Raw genomic sequence first — 17,490 nt, 5'->3', positions numbered from 1 at the left:
TCCCGGCTCCACGGACTCGCCACAGCCCTCGTGACCGAAATGCCGCACACCCTCGCCGCCCTCCAGACCGGACAGCTCAACGAATGGCGCGCCACGTTGCTGGTGAAGGAAACGGCCTGCCTGTCCGCCGAAGACCGCTGCGCCGTGGACGAGGAACTGGCCGCCGACACCGGAACCTTCGACGGCGCCGGAGACAAGACCATCATCACCGCGGCCCGGGCCGCGGCCTACCGCCGCGACCCCCGCTCCGTCACCCGGCGGGCGGCACGTGCCGCCGAGGAACGGCACGTCAGCCTCCGCCCGGCACCGGACACCATGACGTATCTGACCGCGCTGCTCCCCGTCGCCCAGGGCGTGGCCGTGCACGCGGCCCTGTCCCGGCACGCCGACACCCTCCGCAACGCCGGGGAGGAGACCCGGTCCCGGGGCCAGATCATGGCCGATGCCCTCGTCGAACGGACCACCGGCACCCCGGGCGGGATCACCGGGGTCGAAGTCCAGCTCGTCATGACCGACCGCACCCTGTTCCAGGGCGACGCCGAACCGGCACGCCTGCCCGGCTACGGCATCGTCCCCGCCGCCTGGGCACGGACAATCCTCACGGCGGGCGAACCCCGCCAGGACCAGGAACTCAAGCTCTGGCTCCGGCGGCTCTACACCGCCCCCGGAACCGGGGAGCTTGTCGCCGCGGATTCGCGGGCGCGGCTCTTCCCGGCAGGCATGCGGCGCTTCATCCAGGCCCGCGACGAGACCTGCCGCACCCCCTACTGCAACGCACCCATCCGGCACTTCGACCACATCATCCCCTGGCGGGACGGCGGCACCACCAGCCTGGCCAACGGCGCAGGGCTCTGCGAAGCCTGCAACCACACCAAAGAACTCCCCGGCTGGACAGCACAAACCCGCACAGCACAAACCCGGACGGCACAAACAAGCCCCGGGACACGGCACGAACTCGACATCCGCACCCCCACCGGCCATACCTACCAATCAACAGCCCCACCCCTGCCCGGAACCAGACTGACAAGAAGCACCGACCCGCCCGATACCGCGCCGTCACATTCCAAAGGCCACCGACGGCGACTACGTCACCAAGCCAAGGCGCTGAAATACGCCCATCTCACGGAACTCCAGGCCGCTTGAATCACTCGGCTGCGTCCTCAAGGGCGGCGGTTAAACTACTGCTTTCCTTCACCCGTCGGCCCGGAAGAGTGCCTCGGGGAATCCGTACAGAAGTCCGTACCCTCGGCTCGCTCGTGTCCACCGCCGGCGTGCGGACTCATGAACCCGCGGGCTTCATCCGTATCCTGCGCAGGGCGGCTACCGCGAACACGACGGCGAGCGGCAAGGCTACGACGACGGCGCTCAGCCATGCCCCCGTGCCCTGCCAGCCTTGGACGGCGGCGTTGAGTGCCTGTACGCCGGTCGCCGCGGCGCCGAGCAGGAAAGCCGCGGCTGCGAGCGACGGGACGAGCCCCGCCGGAAGCTGAGCTTCACGGGGCAGGAGCCGCCATACGAGCAGAAGGATAAGGCCCAGCACACCAAAGACCACACGGTATTCGACGACCTCGCCCCAGTGGTGCTCGGCGGCGGCCTGGGCACAGTCGAGGCCAGCATAGGGTGCCTGAAGGACCGCGCACCTGGCGGCCGTGTAGGCGACGCCGGGGAGATCGCCGGCCACGAAGCCCGCGCCCCAGATCCGGCCGAACAGCTCCGATACGACGCCGCTTACGCCGACGGCGATCGCGCCAACAGCCGTGAGGCCGACCAGGGGGCGCAAAAACGCGCGCAACGGCAGCCGGGGGACGTCTCGAAGGGCCGGGCGCAGGACCGGCGTCACGGTGCCGACTGGTCCGAAGCGGCGGACAGCCTCGCGCTCGGCGTCCTCGGGGTCCAGGCCCTGCCCACGCAGCCGGGCGGCGCATTCGCGCAGATGCGCCTCGGTCTCAGCGAGGAGTCTGCGCGCCGCAGCGGGGTCGCCGTCACGCGCGGCCACGAAGAGTTCGTCGAGGTATGCATCGATGGGCCCCTCTTCGGCCCCGGCGCCGCTCCCCGCGTTCACGACGCCGCCCCAAGAACGCCCTGCACCGCCACCGAGAAGCCTTTCCATTCCTCCACCATGCGGGCAAGCTCGGCGCGCCCGGCCCCGGTGATCGCATAGACTCTTCGGCGGCCGCCGGCGTCGTCCGCCCAACGGCTCGAGACGCACCCGGCTGCCTCGAGCTTGTGCAACGCGGGGTAGACCGAGCCCTCCCGAAGCTCGAGCCGCGCTCCGCTTCGCTCGTGAACGCGCGCGATGAGCGCGTAGCCGTGTGCTTCGCCCGCACCGAGCGAGCCAAGCAGCAAAAGGTCAAGCTGTCCATTCACTGAACTTCGTCCCATACCTAGAGAGTCTAGGTATGGCGGAGAGGGCTGACAAGCTACCCCTTGAAGACCGGTGCGCGCTTCTCCTGGAATGCCCGGAAACCTTCGGCGTAGTCCTCGGTCTTACAGAGTCGCGCTTGTTCCTTGTTTTCCTCAGCCATGGAGGCCCACAAGCCAAGCCGTTTGTCGCGGATATGGGCCACGAGCTCCTTGCTGGCCGTGAAGGCACCGGTGGCACCTGCCGCCACCCGCTCGACGATGATCCGTGTGGCCTCCAGCAAGGCGTCGTCCGGCATGACCCGGCTGAACATTCCCTCGGCCACAGCCTCGGCACCGCTGATCAGGTCCGCGGTGTAAATGAGGTCCAAGGTCCGGTGCATGCCCAGCCGCTCCGTGAAGTACCAGTGCCCGCCCGAGTCCAAGGTGGCGCCCAGCTTGGCGAACGGCGAGCCGAACTTGGCGGTTTCCGCCACGTACACCACGTCCGTGGCGAGCAACAGGCCGAGCCCGACGCCGAGGCACGCGCCATGCGCCGCGGCGAACGTCGGGGCGGGGAAGGCTGCCATCTTCTTGAGCAATGGCTCCACGAGCCCGTTCAAGTACTTCTTCGCGTCGTCGTTCTCCGGCGTCACGCCGGCAATGTCGCGTCCCGCGCAGAAGGCGCGGCCCTCTCCGCGCAGGAGCAGCGCCCGCACCATCCCCCGGGAGGCGGCGGCAGCGGCGTCGTCGTACGCTGAATCCAGTTCCACGAGCGCTGCCTCGTCAAGGGAGTTCAGTTTTTCCGGGGCATTGAGGACAATTTCGGCGATGCCGTTGGCGATGGAGAGCTCGATCATTCGTATATTCCTTAGACGTCGAAATCGACCGTGACAGATTCACTGGTGGGGTGGGACTGGCACGTCAGGACGTAGCCCTTGTCCAACTCATCCTGCTCCAAGGCGTAGTTCTCGTCCATGCTGACCGTCCCAGAGACCAGTTTGGCGCGGCACGTGCCGCACACGCCGCCGGCGCAGGCGAACGGAACATCCGGGCGGACACGCAACGCCGCGTTGAGAATGGACTCCCGCGCGTGGGTGGGGCTGGCGACATCGCCGGTCAAACCATCCAGCTTGAAGGTGATCTTGAACGTGTCCTTCGACTCGTCCTCCACAACGGGACGGCCGGCATTGCCCTCCGGGCGGTCCGGGCGGCCGGTGGTGAAGAGCTCAAAACGGACGTGCTCGGGCGCAACGCCACGCGCAGCAAGGGTATCCCGGCACAGCTGGACCAGCTCGAACGGCCCGCACAGGAACCATTCGTCCACGTCCTCCGCGTGGATGGCGGTGCTCAGCAATTGCTGGAGCTTCTCGGCGTCGATACGTCCCGTCATGAGCGGCGCAATACGCTGCTCGCGAGACAACACATGGTGCAGCGCCAGGCGCGAGGGGTATTTGTCCTTCAGGTCTGCCAGTTCCTCGAGGAACATGACGTCCATCGCGGCCTTGTTGGCGTAGATCAGGTCGAAGCGGGTCTCCGGGTTCGCGGCCAGCAGCGTGCGGGCGATCGCGATCACCGGGGTGATGCCCGAACCGGCCGCGATGGCCACGAACGATCCTGCGTCGCCGAACTCACCCGCCATGTTCTGCGGATTGTTCATGGAGTTCATGACATTCTGCTGGACAGTCTTGCCGTCCTTGCCATGCTTGGAGATGAACGCGCCCATGGGACTCATGACGTCCAGGGTGTCGCCGGCCTTGAGTTCCGCGTTCGCCCACGTGGAGAAGATGCCGCCCAGGTCCTTCTTGATGGCCACGCGGATCTCGCTGCTGCCGTCCGCGAAGCTGCGCGGCTCTGCGCAGATGGAGTAGCTGCGGCGGACCTCGTGCGGCTCCCCGTTCTCGTCAGGAAGCGTGGTCCGCAGCGCCACGTACTGGCCGGGAAGGTAGTCGTACTGGCCGGCGAGCTCCGGCGGAACATCGAAGGTGACCTCGATGGCGTCTTCAGTCAGGCGGCGGACTTCCGAAACGCTGAGGGAATGAAAAGACGCACGACGGCGGCCGGTGGCCTGCGCTTGTTCGGCTGCGGTCTGGCGGACAACGGGCATGTCGGATTCCTTACAGGACTTTGAAGTAGTCGAACGGTTCCTTGCAGTCCTGGCAGACGAAGAGCGCCTTGCAGGACGTGGAACCAAAGCGGGTGAGTTCCTTGGTGTTCAGCGAAGAACACTGGGGGCATTTCACTGCGAGGTTGAGCCGGACCTTGCCGGCATGTCCCCCGGCTGCTGCCCTGCCGCTTGGAGGTGCGATGCCGTATTCCTGCAGCTTGGCCTTGCCGTGCTCGGTCATCCAGTCCGTGGTCCAGGCCGGGGCCAGGACGAGCTCGACATAGACGCTCGGGTAGCCCTCGTTGTGGAACGCGGTCTTGAGGTCCTCGCGGATGGCGTCCATCGCGGGGCAGCCCGAGTAGGTCGGCGTGATGGTGACCTGGACCGCGGGGACCAGCCCGCCGTCGTCGAACAATGTCACTCCGCGAAGGATCCCCAAATCCTCAATGGTGAGGACGGGAATCTCCGGATCGCAAACCGTGGCCGCAATCCCCCAGGCCTTTTGCTCGGCGCTTTGCTTGGTCCTGGCGCTGGTGTCCTGAACGAACATGTCCACCACCGTCACCAGCTTGCACCGGGATGTTCGCGGGCAAGCACCTGCATCTCGGCGAGCATGTAACCCAAGTGCTCGGAATGCTTGCCCTGGCGGCCGCCACCCGAGGCTTGCGGGATGCGCTCGAGATTCAGTTCCTCATCGAGGCCGGCTTCGCTCAGGATCTCGCCCGTGAGCTGGTCGAAGTCCGCGCGGAGGCTGGAGGGCTGAACGCCTGCTCCGCTTTCCGCGAGGCGGGCCGTGAGCTCGTCGTCTTCGAAGAGTTCCTCCACATACGGCCAAACGAGCTTGAAAGCCCGGACAATACGACGGCGGGACTCTTCCGTGCCGCCGGCAAGCCTGAGGACCCATTGGGCGCTGTGGTCGCGGTGGTAGTCGACCTCTTTGAGGGCCTTCGCCGCGATGGCCGCGATGGTGGCATCCGTGGATCCGGTCAGCCGCTTGTAGAGCTCGAACTGGTAGTAGCTCACGATGAACTGCCGGGCGATGGTGACGGCGAAATCACCATTCGGCTGCTCGAACAGGTGGGCCGAACGGAACTCGTGCTCGCGGCGGAAGTACGCCAGGTCATCCTCGGACTTGTCCCACGCCGCACCGGCATAGGTGAGGAAGGAACGGGCATGGCCCAGCTGGTCAAGCGCGATGTTGCCCAAGGCGACGTCTTCTTCGAGCTCGGGGGCGCGGGAGATCCAGTGGCCCAGGCGCTGGGCGAGGATCAGGCCGTCGTCACCGATGCGCAAAGCGTATTCCGCAACGTCCTCGCTCGGCTTGACCTGGCCCTTGCGGATTTCGAGGGCGATGTCCTCCGGGCGCAGGGCGTTCCCGGGGGTGATGCGCGTGGCGCTGGCCGAACCGTCTCCGGAAGCACCTGCACCCTTGACGCCGACGGAGATGTCGCCGTGGCCCTCGATGGCGAAGTCTTTGGTTTCGTTTTCGGTGTTTTCGGGGGCGGTCACAGGTGCTTCACGCCTTCGCTCTTGGTGTAGTACGTCGCGTGGCGGTAGTCCTTGCCCTGCGGGGACTCGAAGAAGGAGCCCTTGGAATCCGGATCGCTCGAGGAAATGGCATCGGCCGGAACCACCCAGATGGACACACCTTCGTTGCGGCGCGTGTACAGGTCGCGGGCGTTGCGCAGAGCCATCGCCGCGTCAGGTGCGTGCAACGATCCGGCGTGGACGTGGGACAGGCCGCGGCTGGAGCGGACGAAGACTTCCCAGAGGCTCCAAGGAGTTTCGTGGGGTTCGTTGGCTGCGTTGGCCTCTGGCGTGGCGGGGGTTGCCGGGGAAGTTGTCATGCTGCGTATTCCTTTTCTGCTTGCTTGCGCGCGTATTCGGCGGCCGCTTCGCGGACCCAGGCGCCGTCGTCGTGCGCTTCGCGGCGGCGCTCAAGCCGCTGCGCGTTGCAGGGACCCTTTCCGGCGAGAACGTCTTTGAACTCGTTCCAGTCCAGGGGGCCGTGCTCCCATTTCTTGGTTTCTTCGTTGAAACGGATGTCCTTGTCCGGGAGCGTGAGGCCGAGGACCTTGACCTGCTCGACCATCATGCCGACGAAGCGGCTGCGGAGCTCATCGTTGCTGAACCGCTTGATGTTCCAGGCCATGGACTGCTTGGAGTTGGGTGAATCGTCGTCCGGCGGGCCAAACATCATCAGTGCCGGCGCGTACCAGCGGTTGACGGCATCCTGGGCCATCTGCTTCTGGGCGGGCGTGCCGTGCGAGAGTTCAAGGAGGATCTCGAAACCCTGGCGCTGGTGGAACGACTCTTCCTTGCAGATGCGCACCATTGCGCGTCCATAGGGGCCATAGGAAGCACGGCAAAGGGGAACCTGGTTGCAGATCGCGGCACCGTCCACCAGCCAGCCGATCGCTCCCATGTCCGCCCAGGAAACCGCGGGGTAGTTGAAGATGGACGAGTAGCGGGCCTTGCCGGCGATCAAGTCGCTGGTCATCTTGTCCCTGCTTTGGCCGAGGGTTTCCGCGGCCGAGTAAAGGTACAGGCCGTGGCCTGCCTCGTCCTGCACCTTCGCCATGAGGATGGCCTTGCGCTTGAGGCTCGGGGCCCTGGTGATCCAGTTGGCTTCCGGCTGCATGCCGATGATCTCCGAGTGCGCGTGCTGCGAGATCTGGCGGAGCAGGGTCTTGCGGTAGGCCTCCGGCATCCAGTCGCGGGGTTCGATGCGCGAGTCCTCGGAAATGATGCGGTCAAAGTACGCCTGACCGGCCTGTTCCCGCTCAAGCTCTTCGGGGGACAGCTCAGCGGGCACAGACTGCAGATTCTGCGATGCCATGGTTGCTCCTAAATATTTACCGACCGTTCGTTCAGAATATGCGGAAGGCGCGAGATGCGTCAAGCGTCCGGGTTGGTCGGGGTGCAGCGCGGGCGTGGGCGTCGACAGGACCCTCGCTCACATATATGGCCAACTGTCCCGACGCTCGCTCAGATATGTGCCCATCTACCACGACGCTCGCTCACGTATAGCGCCATATCGTGGAACGCCCGCTCACATATAAGGCCAACTACCGCGACGCTCGCATATAAGGCCAACTACCGGGACGCTCGCTCGCATATATGACCAAATGGCCGAACCCTCGCTCACATCATGTGAGCGAGCGTCCGGGATGGGCACGGCGCAAAGGCGGAACGACAGCCCGACGGCACTGCCGCCGTCGGGCACTAACGAACCGTTTGGGGGGCGAGCCGCGACGCTCGCTCACATATATGGCCAAAAGCCCCGACCCTCGCTCAGATCATCTGAGCGAGCGTCGGCCGAAAACGCCTCAAAGGTGAGCGAGCGTCCGAGGGGGGAACGACGTAAGGGCGGGACGACAGCGCGACGGCACTGCCGCCGTCGGGCACTAACGAACCGACGGCGGCGACCCGACTGGAACGCTCGCTCAGATCATCTGAGCGAGCGTCGGCGGAAAACGCCTCAAAGGTGAGCGAGCGTCCGCGGCGGGCACGACGCAAAGGCGGAACGACAGCGCGACGGCACTGCCGCCGTCGGGCGCTAACGGACCCCCGAGGCCGGTTCCCGGACCGGGTAACGCTCCCGCCGTGCAGGTAGCCCGCCGCGTAAAGTAGAGTACCCGCTACTCGTGACCGGCCCTAGAGCCAGCGGCTTCAATGGAACTCAGTTGGTCTCAAACGCAGTTCCTGGTCTCTGGGGGTAATCCGTATGTGTGTTTCCTACAGTCTTGTTGTGTCCTTTTCGCGTTCCGCAGCGACGGAGGCAGTCCGTTGAGCTCCGGGATGGAATCCGCTGCCACGTTCGCAGGTTCGTTGCCCGGGCTGATCCTGATGGATTTGGGCCAGGCAATGGTGGTGGTTTGCGTGTGTTTCGACATGGTCCGTGCCATGTCCGTGCCACGATCGCATCGGCGCTATGTGGCCAGCACCATTTTCAGGACCCTGGCGGTACCGTCGATTCTCGTAATGGGCATCAGCGTGCTGGCTAAGGCAATCCAGTTGTCTTGGGCGGACGTGGCCATGGGTGTTTTCGTGATGGTGATGATCATCTTCCGCTGGCACCACGACAAGGACGAGGACAACTGGTGGAAGGGCAAAGGCAAGAAGCTGGCCCGCTGGGCACGGAAGCAACTGGCGCCGCGACCGGCCTTCGCCCCAGTGTCGGCGTCGGCATAAGCGGCCAGCCGGACGCTCGACGCTCGCTCACACATATGTGAGCGAGGGTCTTGGGATTTGGTCATATATGTGAGCGAGCGTCCCAGTCGAGATGCCGCCTTAGTATGGGACCGGCCTTAGTACAGCGCGGACGCGTCCGTCCGTGAAGGATCCTGGGGCGGACCAGCCGGCAGCGCCACAGTGAAGGTGCTTCCACTGCCAGGCTTGCTGCTGCAGGAGATGCTGCCTCCGTGGCGTTCCACGATGGACTTGGTAATGGACAGCCCAAGGCCGACACCTGGAATCGCGGCCTGACGGGCAGCGTTGGTCCGGAAGAACCGGGTGAAAATCCTGGCCGACTCGTCCGTGGTCATGCCCATTCCCGTGTCCTTCACTTCAAGCTGGACCCATCCGTCGTTCCGCTCGGCCCTTACCGTCACCAGTCCGCCACCAGGGGAATACTTGATGGCGTTCGATACCAGATTGTCCAAGGCCTGCCCCAGCCTCAAGGGGTCGGCGTTCGCCCACAGGGGCGCCGGGACGTCGGCGACAAGGCCCACGTGGGCGGCGTCGGCCTGCGCCCGGGCAGAAACCAGGCTATTTTCAACCAGCCCTGCCAAATCCGTGCGCCGCAGATGCACGCTATCCACGGCCGCAGCTGACAAGAGGAGGTCGTCCACCAATGCCCGGAGCCGCTCGGCATTCCGCTCCGCAATCTCCAATCCGCTCCTTGTCGCTGGTGGGAGTTCCTGGGAGCCGCGCAGCACAAGATCGATGTTGCCGAGGATCGATGTCAGCGGCGAACCGAATTCGTGCGAAACGTTGGCAACTAATTCGTCCTTGGCCGCAAGGGCATCGACAACGTCCGTCACATCCTTGAAAACGATGACCGCGCCACCAAAGCCGCCGTCAATGTCGCTTTTCATACCTCGCGCGGCCGTAGATATGGCCCGTTGTTCGGTACCGGCGCCGAACCAAAGGAGATAATCGGAAAATGTCTCCCCCTGAATGGCCCTCCGAACAGGACCCTTTTCGGGCGGAACCGGCGTTCGGCGGTCCTGGCCGAAAACCAGCGGAACTTGTTCGGCGGGTCCCCGCGGGTCTTCCGCCGGCATTGCCACCCGCAGGAATGCCTTTTGTTGGTTGTTGATCAGGAGGGTCTCGCCCTTCGAATCGACGGCGACAATTCCGACGTCGATCGTGTCCAGGATTGTCTTGAGCAGCGTTTCCCGTTCCCTGCTGGCGGCCAACAATTGCCGCAGGGCCTGATCCCTCTGACTTACCCGTCGTTGCTGGAGACGGGCATTTGAGCCAGCCAAACGAATGGAGACTGCCATTGCGAACATCATGAGGGGCAAAAGCAGCACTGAAGAAATGTCTGATGAGCTGGGACGGGGCAAGTGGGAAACGACTGGCGGAACCGCGATGAGGAAAGGACCCACAAAGCTGAGGACCAGGCTTGTCTTGGAAAGCATGCCTGAGGCAGACAGCCAGATCACGGGAAAGATGGCTAATGTGATGAGTCCTGGAATCGCGCTGAAGGCGCCGTTCCGCGTGAACCAAAGGGCAAAAAAATCCAAAATAGGGATTGCCAGGCCTGCGCTCGGCGCCAATCGCTCCCATGGAACCAGCAGGCAGCCCAGGAACAGGACGCCGTGGAGCAGGACTCCCGTGACGAACAACCAATTTTGGATTAACCCCGGCCAAAGAGTGGGCGCCGCGATGGCCAAGCCCGCGATGATGAGGGTTAGTGGCAATTCACAGACTGCCAGCCGGGCGCGGGGCGTGAGCTTTCTGAAGAAGCGGGCGGCCGCGCGGAAAAATGGCTGCTCACTCAAAGTCGAGACCCTTCGTTGGAGATTCGCGAACCAATTACTGCTCCACGCGATTCCCGAAGGAAGCGCCCGGAGTCCACTATTCCCCCAAGGAACCACAATACGACGCCTCGAACGATCAAACTGGAAGTTCGGAGCAGCGCTTAATCCACATATTAGATGCCAGATGGCTTTAATGCTTGTATCGTGAGTATTTGGGTGGCATTTACCGCATTGCGCTGGGCTGTGCGGCGATGTGCACCCTCAAGGATGTCCAATGAGCGAGCCTGGGGTAGCTGTAGTCATTGAGGATGACGACGATGTACGAAATCTGGTTGACGCCATCCTCAAAGAAGCTGGATTTGTGGTGCATTCTGCCGCCACCGGACGCGAAGGCGTCGAAGTTGTTAGGGATCACCACGCCTCCGTGGTGACGCTCGACGTCGGGCTTCCGGACATGGACGGCCACGAGGTCTTGCGGCGAATTCGGCAATTCAGCGACGCATATGTGGTGATGCTGACGGCCAGGCGCGATGAGCCGGACACATTGACGGCTTTTCTCACCGGCGCAGACGATTACGTCAAGAAGCCGTTCCTGCCCCGCGAATTGCGGGCCCGGGTCACCGCCATGATGCGGCGGCCGCGCACGGAAGGCAGGCTTGCGTTGCCGGAGGAGGATCGCGGGGGCGGTTGGGGCGGTTACGACGGCGGTCCGGCCGGGGGCGGTTCGCGTGCCGGTTCAGCCGGGGCCAGTTCAGCCGGGGCCAGTTCAGCCGGGGCCGGTTCAGACACGGCCGAGCAAGCGGTGATCAAGCACAATGGCCTGGCCCTGAACTACAAATCACGCACAGTGACTCTTCAGGGTTCCTCCCTGACTTTGACGCGAAGCGAGTTCGATCTGCTCTTCGACCTGCTCCGGGCCAACGGGGAAGTACGGACGCGTGCTGACCTCGTGAGGGCGGCGCGCGGTGACTACTACGACGACGATGCGTACATCAGCGACGCCGACGAACGGGCTGTTGAGACCCACATCGGGAACCTCCGCCGAAAACTCCGCGAAGATCCACAATCGCCGCGCTTTCTACAGACTGTCCGAGGAGTCGGGTATCGACTCACTCCGAAAAGATCGGACTAAGCGTTTACGCCCGGCCGGCGAACGTCAATCGTTCCGGAGTACGTAGCTGTCCTTTAGTTCCTGGACCGTCAGGTGCCCGCATTCTGCAACTTCCTTTAGCAGCGGCCGGGCCTCACGCAATTCACTTTTTCGAATGCGTTCCTCCAGCTGTGCTGCCAGTACCGCGAGGCGAACTCCGCCAACCATGGTGGACGACGTCCGGAGGCTTAGCACCGCGTTGAGGGCAGCCGCGACGTCACCGCGCTCGACGGCGGTCGCCAGGATTTCGTATCGCCTCGCCCAGAGTTTCGCGAAGTCGCCCGCAAAGGTACGCGCGATCAGTGGATTGTCCACTTGATCTTCCAGGAGTTGGAATTCCGCGAGGTCCAGTATGGGATGTTCGGCCAGCGGGACAGCAGGCCGCGCGCTCGAGTCATCAGATGAGCCGGGATGGCTCGGATCTGAATCCTCGTTGACCTCGCTGGAACCTGAACTGAACATAGCCCAATGCTACTTTCTGAATTCCGGAAAAACCGAACTTATGCTTATCTTAAGGAAATCTTAGGCCTTTCTTGATTTAACTCTTTTCCTCGCGTACGGCCAATTCGGACAATGCGAGATTTGGCTCAGCCTCCGCTGAAGGTGGTTATAGCATTGATCACAGCCGGCCCCAGGATGGCGATGAACAGCACTGGGAAGATAAAGAGCAGAAGCGGGAAGAGAACCATCACCGGAAGCTTCATCGCCTTCTCCTCGGCCCGCTGGCGGCGCTTCACCCGCATCACCTTCGCCTGGACCCTCAGGACCCGACTGATGGCAATGCCGTAGGTATCCGCTTGAATTACTGCCTGCACGAAGCTTCGGATCTCAGGCACGTTAGTGCGTTCTGCCAGTGCCAGATAGGACTCGCGGCGGCTTCTTCCAACCTGCATGTCCTGCAGCGTCCGCACCAACTCCTCCGCGAGCGGGCCCTTTCCATTTTCTCCTGCGCGGGCCATGGCACCTTCAAAACCAAGGCCTGCCTCGACTGAGATCAGCATTTGGTCCATGGTATTTGCGAGTTCCAATTGCATGGCCTTTTGACGCTCCTGCCCTTTGCTGTACAGCATTAGGTCCGGAATAAAGTAACCAAGCAACGCAACAAAAATCCCCACGAGCTTAAGTATTCCGCTCGAGCTGTTGGCACTGATAAAAAGGCCAAAAAGTGCGCCGCACAATCCAAGGAAAGGCTTGGCCGCTAGGACGCGTCCCAAAGGGAGCGACGGCGGACGGCCGGCCAGTGCAAGCAGCCGATCCAGCTTCTGGACGTAGCTTCCAGGGGTCAGTCGGTAGCCGATGAACTCGAGTGCGCCGCCACGACTTTGTGGACCGGCGTCGGCAATGGTTTCGCCCCTTGTCAATAGCACCCGGACGGCACGTTGGGCTTTGCGGTCAACCGAAAGGAAGGACCAAGCAAGGTAGGCAATTGGCAGGGACACCAGCAGTAAGGACAACAGGAGTGAGGGATTCACGCGTCACCTCAAAACTTCAAGTCGATGATCTTGCGCATCCAGAGACCGCCGATGGTCATGAGAATGACTGACAGCACAATCATTCCCCAACCGAGCGGGTGGGTGAACATCACGTTCATGTAGCCGGGGTTGACAACCAAGAGCATGGCCACGATGCCGAAGGGAAGCGCCATCAGGATGTATCCCGAGAACTTGCCCTCCGCGGCCAAGGACTTGATATGTCCCTTGATCTCGCTGCGTTCGCGTATGGTCTCGTTGACTTGGTCCAGGACCTCCGCAAGGTTTCCGCCCACCTCGCGGTTGATTTGAATGGCTTGCGCTATCCACACAAAGTCCTCGCTCCGCATTCGATCCGCCGTATCGTTGAGCGATTCCTCGAGATCGCGGCCAAGACTCGTCTCTGTAATGATCCGGCGCATTTCCTCTGCCGTGGGGCTGGCCGATTCAGAGGCCGCAGCGTCGATGGCACGAAGTATGCTGTGCCCGGCCCGCAGGCCGCCGGAGAGTAGTTGGAGGGTGTCACCGAGCTGAGCATCGAATTTCCCGCGCCTTTTGCCGGCCAGAGAACCGAGGAAGAGCCGCGCCACGAAGGGTGCCGGGATAAAGAACAGAAAGGCCACCACCGGGCCGCCGACAATGAGCCCGATCAAGGCACCCACGAATGCGCCGGCAATCACGAGAATGAAGAATTCCGCTTGGCTCATTCTCAGTCCGGCATTCTCCAGTTCCTCACGGTTGAAAAGCCGGACGTTGCGCCTGGTCAGGACCCCATGAAGTACCTCGGCGGTAGAACCAGCAAAGCGCGTCAGTTGGGAACCGGAGCCTTCTTGGTAGGGCCGTCTCTGATCCAGCGGAACTTCCGGGGTTTTCGGCAGGATCACGGCCACCCCGAAGAGCAGGATGGCTGAAAGCATCATGGCCGTTCCGGTCAAGAGGATCATGTTTCCTTCACGTCCTTGCTGCTGTTGCCAAGGGAGCGGCAAACACCCCGGGAGAAACGCGAATGCCCAAGTCATCGAACCGGTCGATGAACCGCGGACGGATACCCGTCGGGACGGGCCTTCCAAGAAACATTCCGTGGGCGTCGACACCTGCCGAGTAGTCGAAAACAAAAGCGTCCTGGAGGGTGACGATGTCGCCTTCCATGCCTTGAACCTCCGTCACATGCGTAATTCGGCGCGTTCCGTCCCGTAACCGGGAGATTTGGATGATGAGATTCACGGCGGACGCTATTTGCTCTCGGATTGCTCGCAACGGCAGGTCCATGCCCGCCATGAGCACCAGGGTTTCGAGGCGCGCCACTGCGTCGCGAGGGGAATTTGAGTGCACTGTAGAGAGGGAACCGTCGTGACCGGTATTCATCGCCTGCAGCATGTCGAGGGACTCTCCGCCGCGGACCTCGCCGACGACGATCCTGTCCGGGCGCATACGAAGGGAGTTCCGGAGCAACTCCCTGATGGTCACTTCGCCCTTGCCCTCGGTGTTCGGCGGCCTGCTCTCAAGCCTGACAACATGTTGCTGTTGGATCTGCAGTTCTACGGCGTCTTCAATCGTGACGATGCGGTTGTCTTCCGGAATGAAGGAAGAAAGTACATTCAACAACGTGGTCTTGCCGGTTCCGGTACCTCCGGAAACAATGATGTTCAGTTTCGCCTTGACGCAAGCATTGAGGAGCTCGGCCATCTCAGGCGTGAGCGTGCCGAAATCGATCAGGTTCCTGACGGTCAACGGTATTTTGCTGAATTTTCGGATGGTCAGCGACGAACCGCCCACAGCCAGCGGAGGGATCACGGCGTTGACACGGGACCCGTCCTCAAGTCGCGCGTCAACAAGCGGAGATGACTCGTCGATCCTGCGCCCCACCTTCGAAACGATGCGTTCAATGACCCTCCTGAGATGGTCCTCGGAGCTGAATCCGGAGTCCGTGAGGATCAGTTTTCCTTTTCGTTCGACGTAGATCTGGTCCATCCTGTTAACCATGATTTCGGTGACCTCTGGGTCGTCCAGCAATCGTTGGAGCGGCCCATAGCCAAGGACGTCGTCCGCCACGTCCGCCACGAGCCTGCTGCGCTCGTCCGCGGACAGCGGGACCTGCTCTGCGTCGATGATCCGGATGAGTTCTTCCCGGGCAGTTGACCGCAACTCCTGTTCGCTGACGCTCGAGTCGTTGAACCTCGCCCCGAGCCGCTCGAACAATGCGGTGGCGGCGCGCCGCTTGAGGGCAGCGAAGGCGTCCACCGGTTGCTGGGCTCGAGGCTTTGGCGAGTCCGGTAGGTCGGACAGCTTCATTGACGTGTGGGACTTTGAGACGCTGCCAGGCTTTGGCCTCACTTGCTGAGTGGACTCAGCGAAGGTCGGTTTAGGAGACAGCGCGCCAAGCCCAGGGTTTCCGGAGGACGCTTCGGCCTTGTCCTCGGCAGCATGCAGGCGTTCGGACAGCTTCATCAGACCACTACCCTTCTGTGCAATTTGCGCTGCGCCGTGGCACGCCACGTGGGATTGAAGCGCTCTACGAGTTGCTTGAGTCCTTTGACGGCCGGATCCTTCACCGCGTCCTGGAGCACGGGAATGCCGCGGTTGGTGGAAAACGCCACGGCTTTCGATCGAGGGATGCTCACGTCAACCGGAGCACCGACGGTCGATTCGACGTCCTGCACCGAGAGACCGGACTTGGAATCAGCCATATTGAGCACCACGTGCCGGGTTTCCGGCAAGAGGTTCAGCCTACGGAGAATGTCCAGGCCGGAACGGAGGCCTCGGACGCTTGGAACGTCCATGCCAGTCACCCAGACGGCGTCCGAGCATTGTTCGAGGGCAGCGAGCCCGATCTCGGGTAGCCCGGGCGCAGTGTCCACCACCACGTACTGGAACTCCTGGGCCAACTGTTCGAGGAGCCGGCCCACCTGTTGCGGCGTGATTTCGTCTGCTTCGACCGGGTCCTTCGGCGCGCACAGAGCATAGATGCTTGCCGGGTGGACCGTCAGGAAGGCCTTGAGTACAAGAGAGTCCTGGCTGGCCGACGGCGTGACGGCGTCGGTAACGGTGTGTTCCGGATTGAGGTAGAGCCCGGAGGCGACGTCGCCGAATTGCAGGTCCAGGTCCACGATCACCACGCTCATTGGCGCGATCTTTCCCAGCCCCACGGCGATGTTCGTGGCGATAGTCGTTTTGCCCACGCCGCCCTTGGGCGAAAAGACGCCGATCACCAAGCCTTTCGGGGAGCCTGCTTGCTTGGGTTCCATGGTGCGCTGACGGCTGGCGAAAGACTGGCACGCGCGCTCAAGCATGACCCGGATCTGGGCCACATCCGCTGCCGGGCTCATGATGTCGCGAATGCCGGACCGCATGGCTTGGAGGACGAATGCGGGATCCAGTTCACTGACAAGGATCACGCTCAACTCCGGCAACTGCACATCAAAAACCGTGGCCAGGCGAAGAGCATCCTCCACGGGCACACCGGGTCCCAGAATCAACACCTCAAGTTGCTCCTGACTGAGCGCCCCGAACAGTTCTGCCGGATCAGCCGGCAAAATGCTCGTGAAGAAGGTCTGCACGCTTCCGGGCAGGCCGCCCGCAACAGCTTGGCGCAGCCGTTGATCAAAATCGGTGTTGGGCGTTATCAGGACAAAACGGCTCACCTGTATACCCCGCTCTGCTGGATAACGGTGGGGCCGCTGTCTTTGGCATCCAACGGCTCTTTGCTCAGCCAGATCTTGGCGTACTCGGCGGCGAAGACAATCTTGGCTGCGTCCACATCACTTACCGCAACCGTGAGCAAGAGGGCACCGGTGGGAAGGCTTGTATCGCCGGAGTTGGCCGCGGCACCAGACCCGGGAGCCGGCGTCGGCTGCGGGCTTGCGGTCGCTTGGGGAGCGCGCTGGACCGCGGTCAGAAGAACCTTGGGGATGGTCAATTGAGTGGTCCCTTTGTCCGTCTTCGAGTCACTTCCGCCGCTGGATATGGAGATGAAGATGCCAACATGGTCGCCAGGAACGAGTCGTCCGCCGACCACCCGCTGGGGTTCCAATTGGAACGAGACCTCCTGTAGCCCTGCCGGCACCTTGACATCCCCAGGAGTCTTGAGCGCGTCCGGCGCCACCAGTCTTTCCGAAACCAGCGTCTCGCCAGGGACGAGGTCGACGGCGGCCACCTTGCCGGTGGAGTCGGCCAGAGTGTGCAGGGCTGACTGCGGGACGGCCGATTGCGGAAGCTGCTGGGTGGCCAGGGAATCCTTCATGGCATCCACAGAGGTGCCAGCCGGGATGGCTGTCTTGACTACCAACACGTCAACCGGCGTCAGGTTCTGGACTGCCCGTTGATCCGCGCCTTGAGCGTAGGAGAAGACGAGAATCACCCCGACGACGGCGAGCAGTGCCGCTGCCGATCCGGCCAACAAGCGTGACTTCACTTACTACTCCTGTGCTCGAAGAA

General features: G+C 62.8%; 19 protein-coding genes. 4 read left to right on the top strand and 15 right to left on the bottom strand.

Features of this window, described 5'->3' with window-relative positions; translation table 11 throughout:
• A partial coding sequence (locus AB0O52_RS21430; protein ID WP_364542095.1) for a DUF222 domain-containing protein occupies nt 1-1,143 on the top strand: 1,143 nt, incomplete at its 5' end.
• Nucleotides 1,144-1,279: 136 nt separating this feature from the next.
• Here AB0O52_RS21430 and AB0O52_RS21425 read toward each other — a convergent pair.
• The 8 genes from AB0O52_RS21425 to paaA are packed head-to-tail and all read right to left on the bottom strand — an operon-like array spanning nt 1,280 to nt 7,286.
• Complete coding sequence (locus tag AB0O52_RS21425; RefSeq protein WP_364542092.1) at nt 1,280-2,110, bottom strand: permease prefix domain 1-containing protein; 831 nt, start codon at nt 2,108-2,110, stop codon at nt 1,280-1,282.
• On the bottom strand, nt 2,059-2,382 hold the full coding sequence (locus tag AB0O52_RS21420; RefSeq protein ID WP_364542089.1) for a helix-turn-helix transcriptional regulator: 324 nt from the start codon (nt 2,380-2,382) through the stop codon (nt 2,059-2,061). The genes AB0O52_RS21425 and AB0O52_RS21420 overlap by 52 nt, the downstream gene beginning before the upstream one ends.
• A gap of 38 nt (nt 2,383-2,420) precedes the next feature.
• Nucleotides 2,421-3,200: an enoyl-CoA hydratase-related protein gene (locus tag AB0O52_RS21415; RefSeq protein ID WP_364542087.1), complete on the bottom strand. Its 780-nt coding sequence runs from the start codon at nt 3,198-3,200 to the stop codon at nt 2,421-2,423.
• A gap of 11 nt (nt 3,201-3,211) precedes the next feature.
• Nucleotides 3,212-4,447, bottom strand: a complete 1,236-nt coding sequence (gene paaE / locus AB0O52_RS21410) for a 1,2-phenylacetyl-CoA epoxidase subunit PaaE (RefSeq protein WP_364542084.1) — start codon at nt 4,445-4,447, stop codon at nt 3,212-3,214.
• Nucleotides 4,448-4,457: 10 nt separating this feature from the next.
• Nucleotides 4,458-4,997, bottom strand: coding sequence for a 1,2-phenylacetyl-CoA epoxidase subunit PaaD (gene paaD / locus AB0O52_RS21405; protein ID WP_364542081.1), 540 nt, complete (start codon nt 4,995-4,997; stop codon nt 4,458-4,460).
• A gap of 11 nt (nt 4,998-5,008) precedes the next feature.
• Nucleotides 5,009-5,956: a 1,2-phenylacetyl-CoA epoxidase subunit PaaC gene (gene paaC, locus AB0O52_RS21400; RefSeq protein WP_364542079.1), complete on the bottom strand. Its 948-nt coding sequence runs from the start codon at nt 5,954-5,956 to the stop codon at nt 5,009-5,011.
• Nucleotides 5,953-6,294, bottom strand: a complete 342-nt coding sequence (paaB, locus tag AB0O52_RS21395; protein WP_364542076.1) for a 1,2-phenylacetyl-CoA epoxidase subunit PaaB — start codon at nt 6,292-6,294, stop codon at nt 5,953-5,955. Before paaB ends, paaC begins: the two co-directional genes overlap by 4 nt.
• On the bottom strand, nt 6,291-7,286 hold the full coding sequence (gene paaA / locus AB0O52_RS21390) for a 1,2-phenylacetyl-CoA epoxidase subunit PaaA (RefSeq protein ID WP_364542073.1): 996 nt from the start codon (nt 7,284-7,286) through the stop codon (nt 6,291-6,293). Before paaA ends, paaB begins: the two co-directional genes overlap by 4 nt.
• Before the next feature lie 962 nt (nt 7,287-8,248).
• On the opposite strand from paaA, the gene AB0O52_RS21385 reads away from it, so the two are divergent.
• Complete coding sequence (locus AB0O52_RS21385; protein ID WP_364542071.1) at nt 8,249-8,641, top strand: hypothetical protein; 393 nt, start codon at nt 8,249-8,251, stop codon at nt 8,639-8,641.
• Between the two features lie 116 nt (nt 8,642-8,757).
• Here AB0O52_RS21385 and AB0O52_RS21380 read toward each other — a convergent pair whose 3' ends face one another.
• Nucleotides 8,758-9,957 (bottom strand): HAMP domain-containing sensor histidine kinase, encoded by a 1,200-nt coding sequence (locus AB0O52_RS21380; RefSeq protein ID WP_364542068.1) that lies wholly within the window; start codon nt 9,955-9,957, stop codon nt 8,758-8,760.
• On the opposite strand from AB0O52_RS21380, the gene AB0O52_RS21375 reads away from it, so the two are divergent.
• Both AB0O52_RS21375 and AB0O52_RS21370 read left to right on the top strand, forming a co-directional pair.
• Nucleotides 9,944-10,645: a hypothetical protein gene (locus tag AB0O52_RS21375; protein ID WP_364542065.1), complete on the top strand. Its 702-nt coding sequence runs from the start codon at nt 9,944-9,946 to the stop codon at nt 10,643-10,645. The two genes, AB0O52_RS21380 and AB0O52_RS21375, sit on opposite strands and share 14 nt — an antisense overlap.
• Before the next feature lie 66 nt (nt 10,646-10,711).
• The gene (locus AB0O52_RS21370; RefSeq protein WP_364542063.1) at nt 10,712-11,569 is read left to right on the top strand and encodes a response regulator transcription factor; all 858 of its coding nucleotides are present in this window, start codon (nt 10,712-10,714) and stop codon (nt 11,567-11,569) included.
• A 24-nt stretch (nt 11,570-11,593) separates the two neighbouring features.
• Here the strand turns inward: AB0O52_RS21370 and AB0O52_RS21365 are convergent, their stop codons facing one another.
• The 6 genes from AB0O52_RS21365 to AB0O52_RS21340 form a co-directional block, all read right to left on the bottom strand.
• On the bottom strand, nt 11,594-12,049 hold the full coding sequence (locus AB0O52_RS21365; RefSeq protein ID WP_364542060.1) for an Hpt domain-containing protein: 456 nt from the start codon (nt 12,047-12,049) through the stop codon (nt 11,594-11,596).
• Nucleotides 12,050-12,174: 125 nt separating this feature from the next.
• Nucleotides 12,175-13,059 carry a type II secretion system F family protein gene (locus AB0O52_RS21360; RefSeq protein WP_364542058.1) on the bottom strand — a complete coding sequence of 295 codons (885 nt, stop codon included), beginning with the start codon at nt 13,057-13,059 and terminating at the stop codon, nt 12,175-12,177.
• Nucleotides 13,060-13,067: 8 nt separating this feature from the next.
• Nucleotides 13,068-14,000, bottom strand: a complete 933-nt coding sequence (locus AB0O52_RS21355) for a type II secretion system F family protein (protein WP_364542056.1) — start codon at nt 13,998-14,000, stop codon at nt 13,068-13,070.
• 7 nt (nt 14,001-14,007) lie between these two features.
• On the bottom strand, nt 14,008-15,504 hold the full coding sequence (locus AB0O52_RS21350; protein ID WP_364542053.1) for a CpaF family protein: 1,497 nt from the start codon (nt 15,502-15,504) through the stop codon (nt 14,008-14,010).
• On the bottom strand, nt 15,504-16,697 hold the full coding sequence (locus AB0O52_RS21345) for an AAA family ATPase (protein WP_364542050.1): 1,194 nt from the start codon (nt 16,695-16,697) through the stop codon (nt 15,504-15,506). Before AB0O52_RS21345 ends, AB0O52_RS21350 begins: the two co-directional genes overlap by 1 nt.
• A complete protein-coding gene (locus AB0O52_RS21340) occupies nt 16,694-17,467 on the bottom strand; it encodes an RcpC/CpaB family pilus assembly protein (protein WP_364542047.1) in 774 nt (257 codons plus the stop codon). The genes AB0O52_RS21345 and AB0O52_RS21340 overlap by 4 nt, the downstream gene beginning before the upstream one ends.
• Between the last annotated feature and the right edge of the window lie 23 nt (nt 17,468-17,490).

It is taken from the genome of Arthrobacter sp. NPDC080073 (assembly GCF_040686575.1).
Taxonomy (GTDB): Bacteria; Actinomycetota; Actinomycetes; order Actinomycetales; family Micrococcaceae; genus Arthrobacter.
Note: the sequence above shows the minus strand (reverse complement) of the source record. Positions and strands in the feature narration are given on the sequence as shown.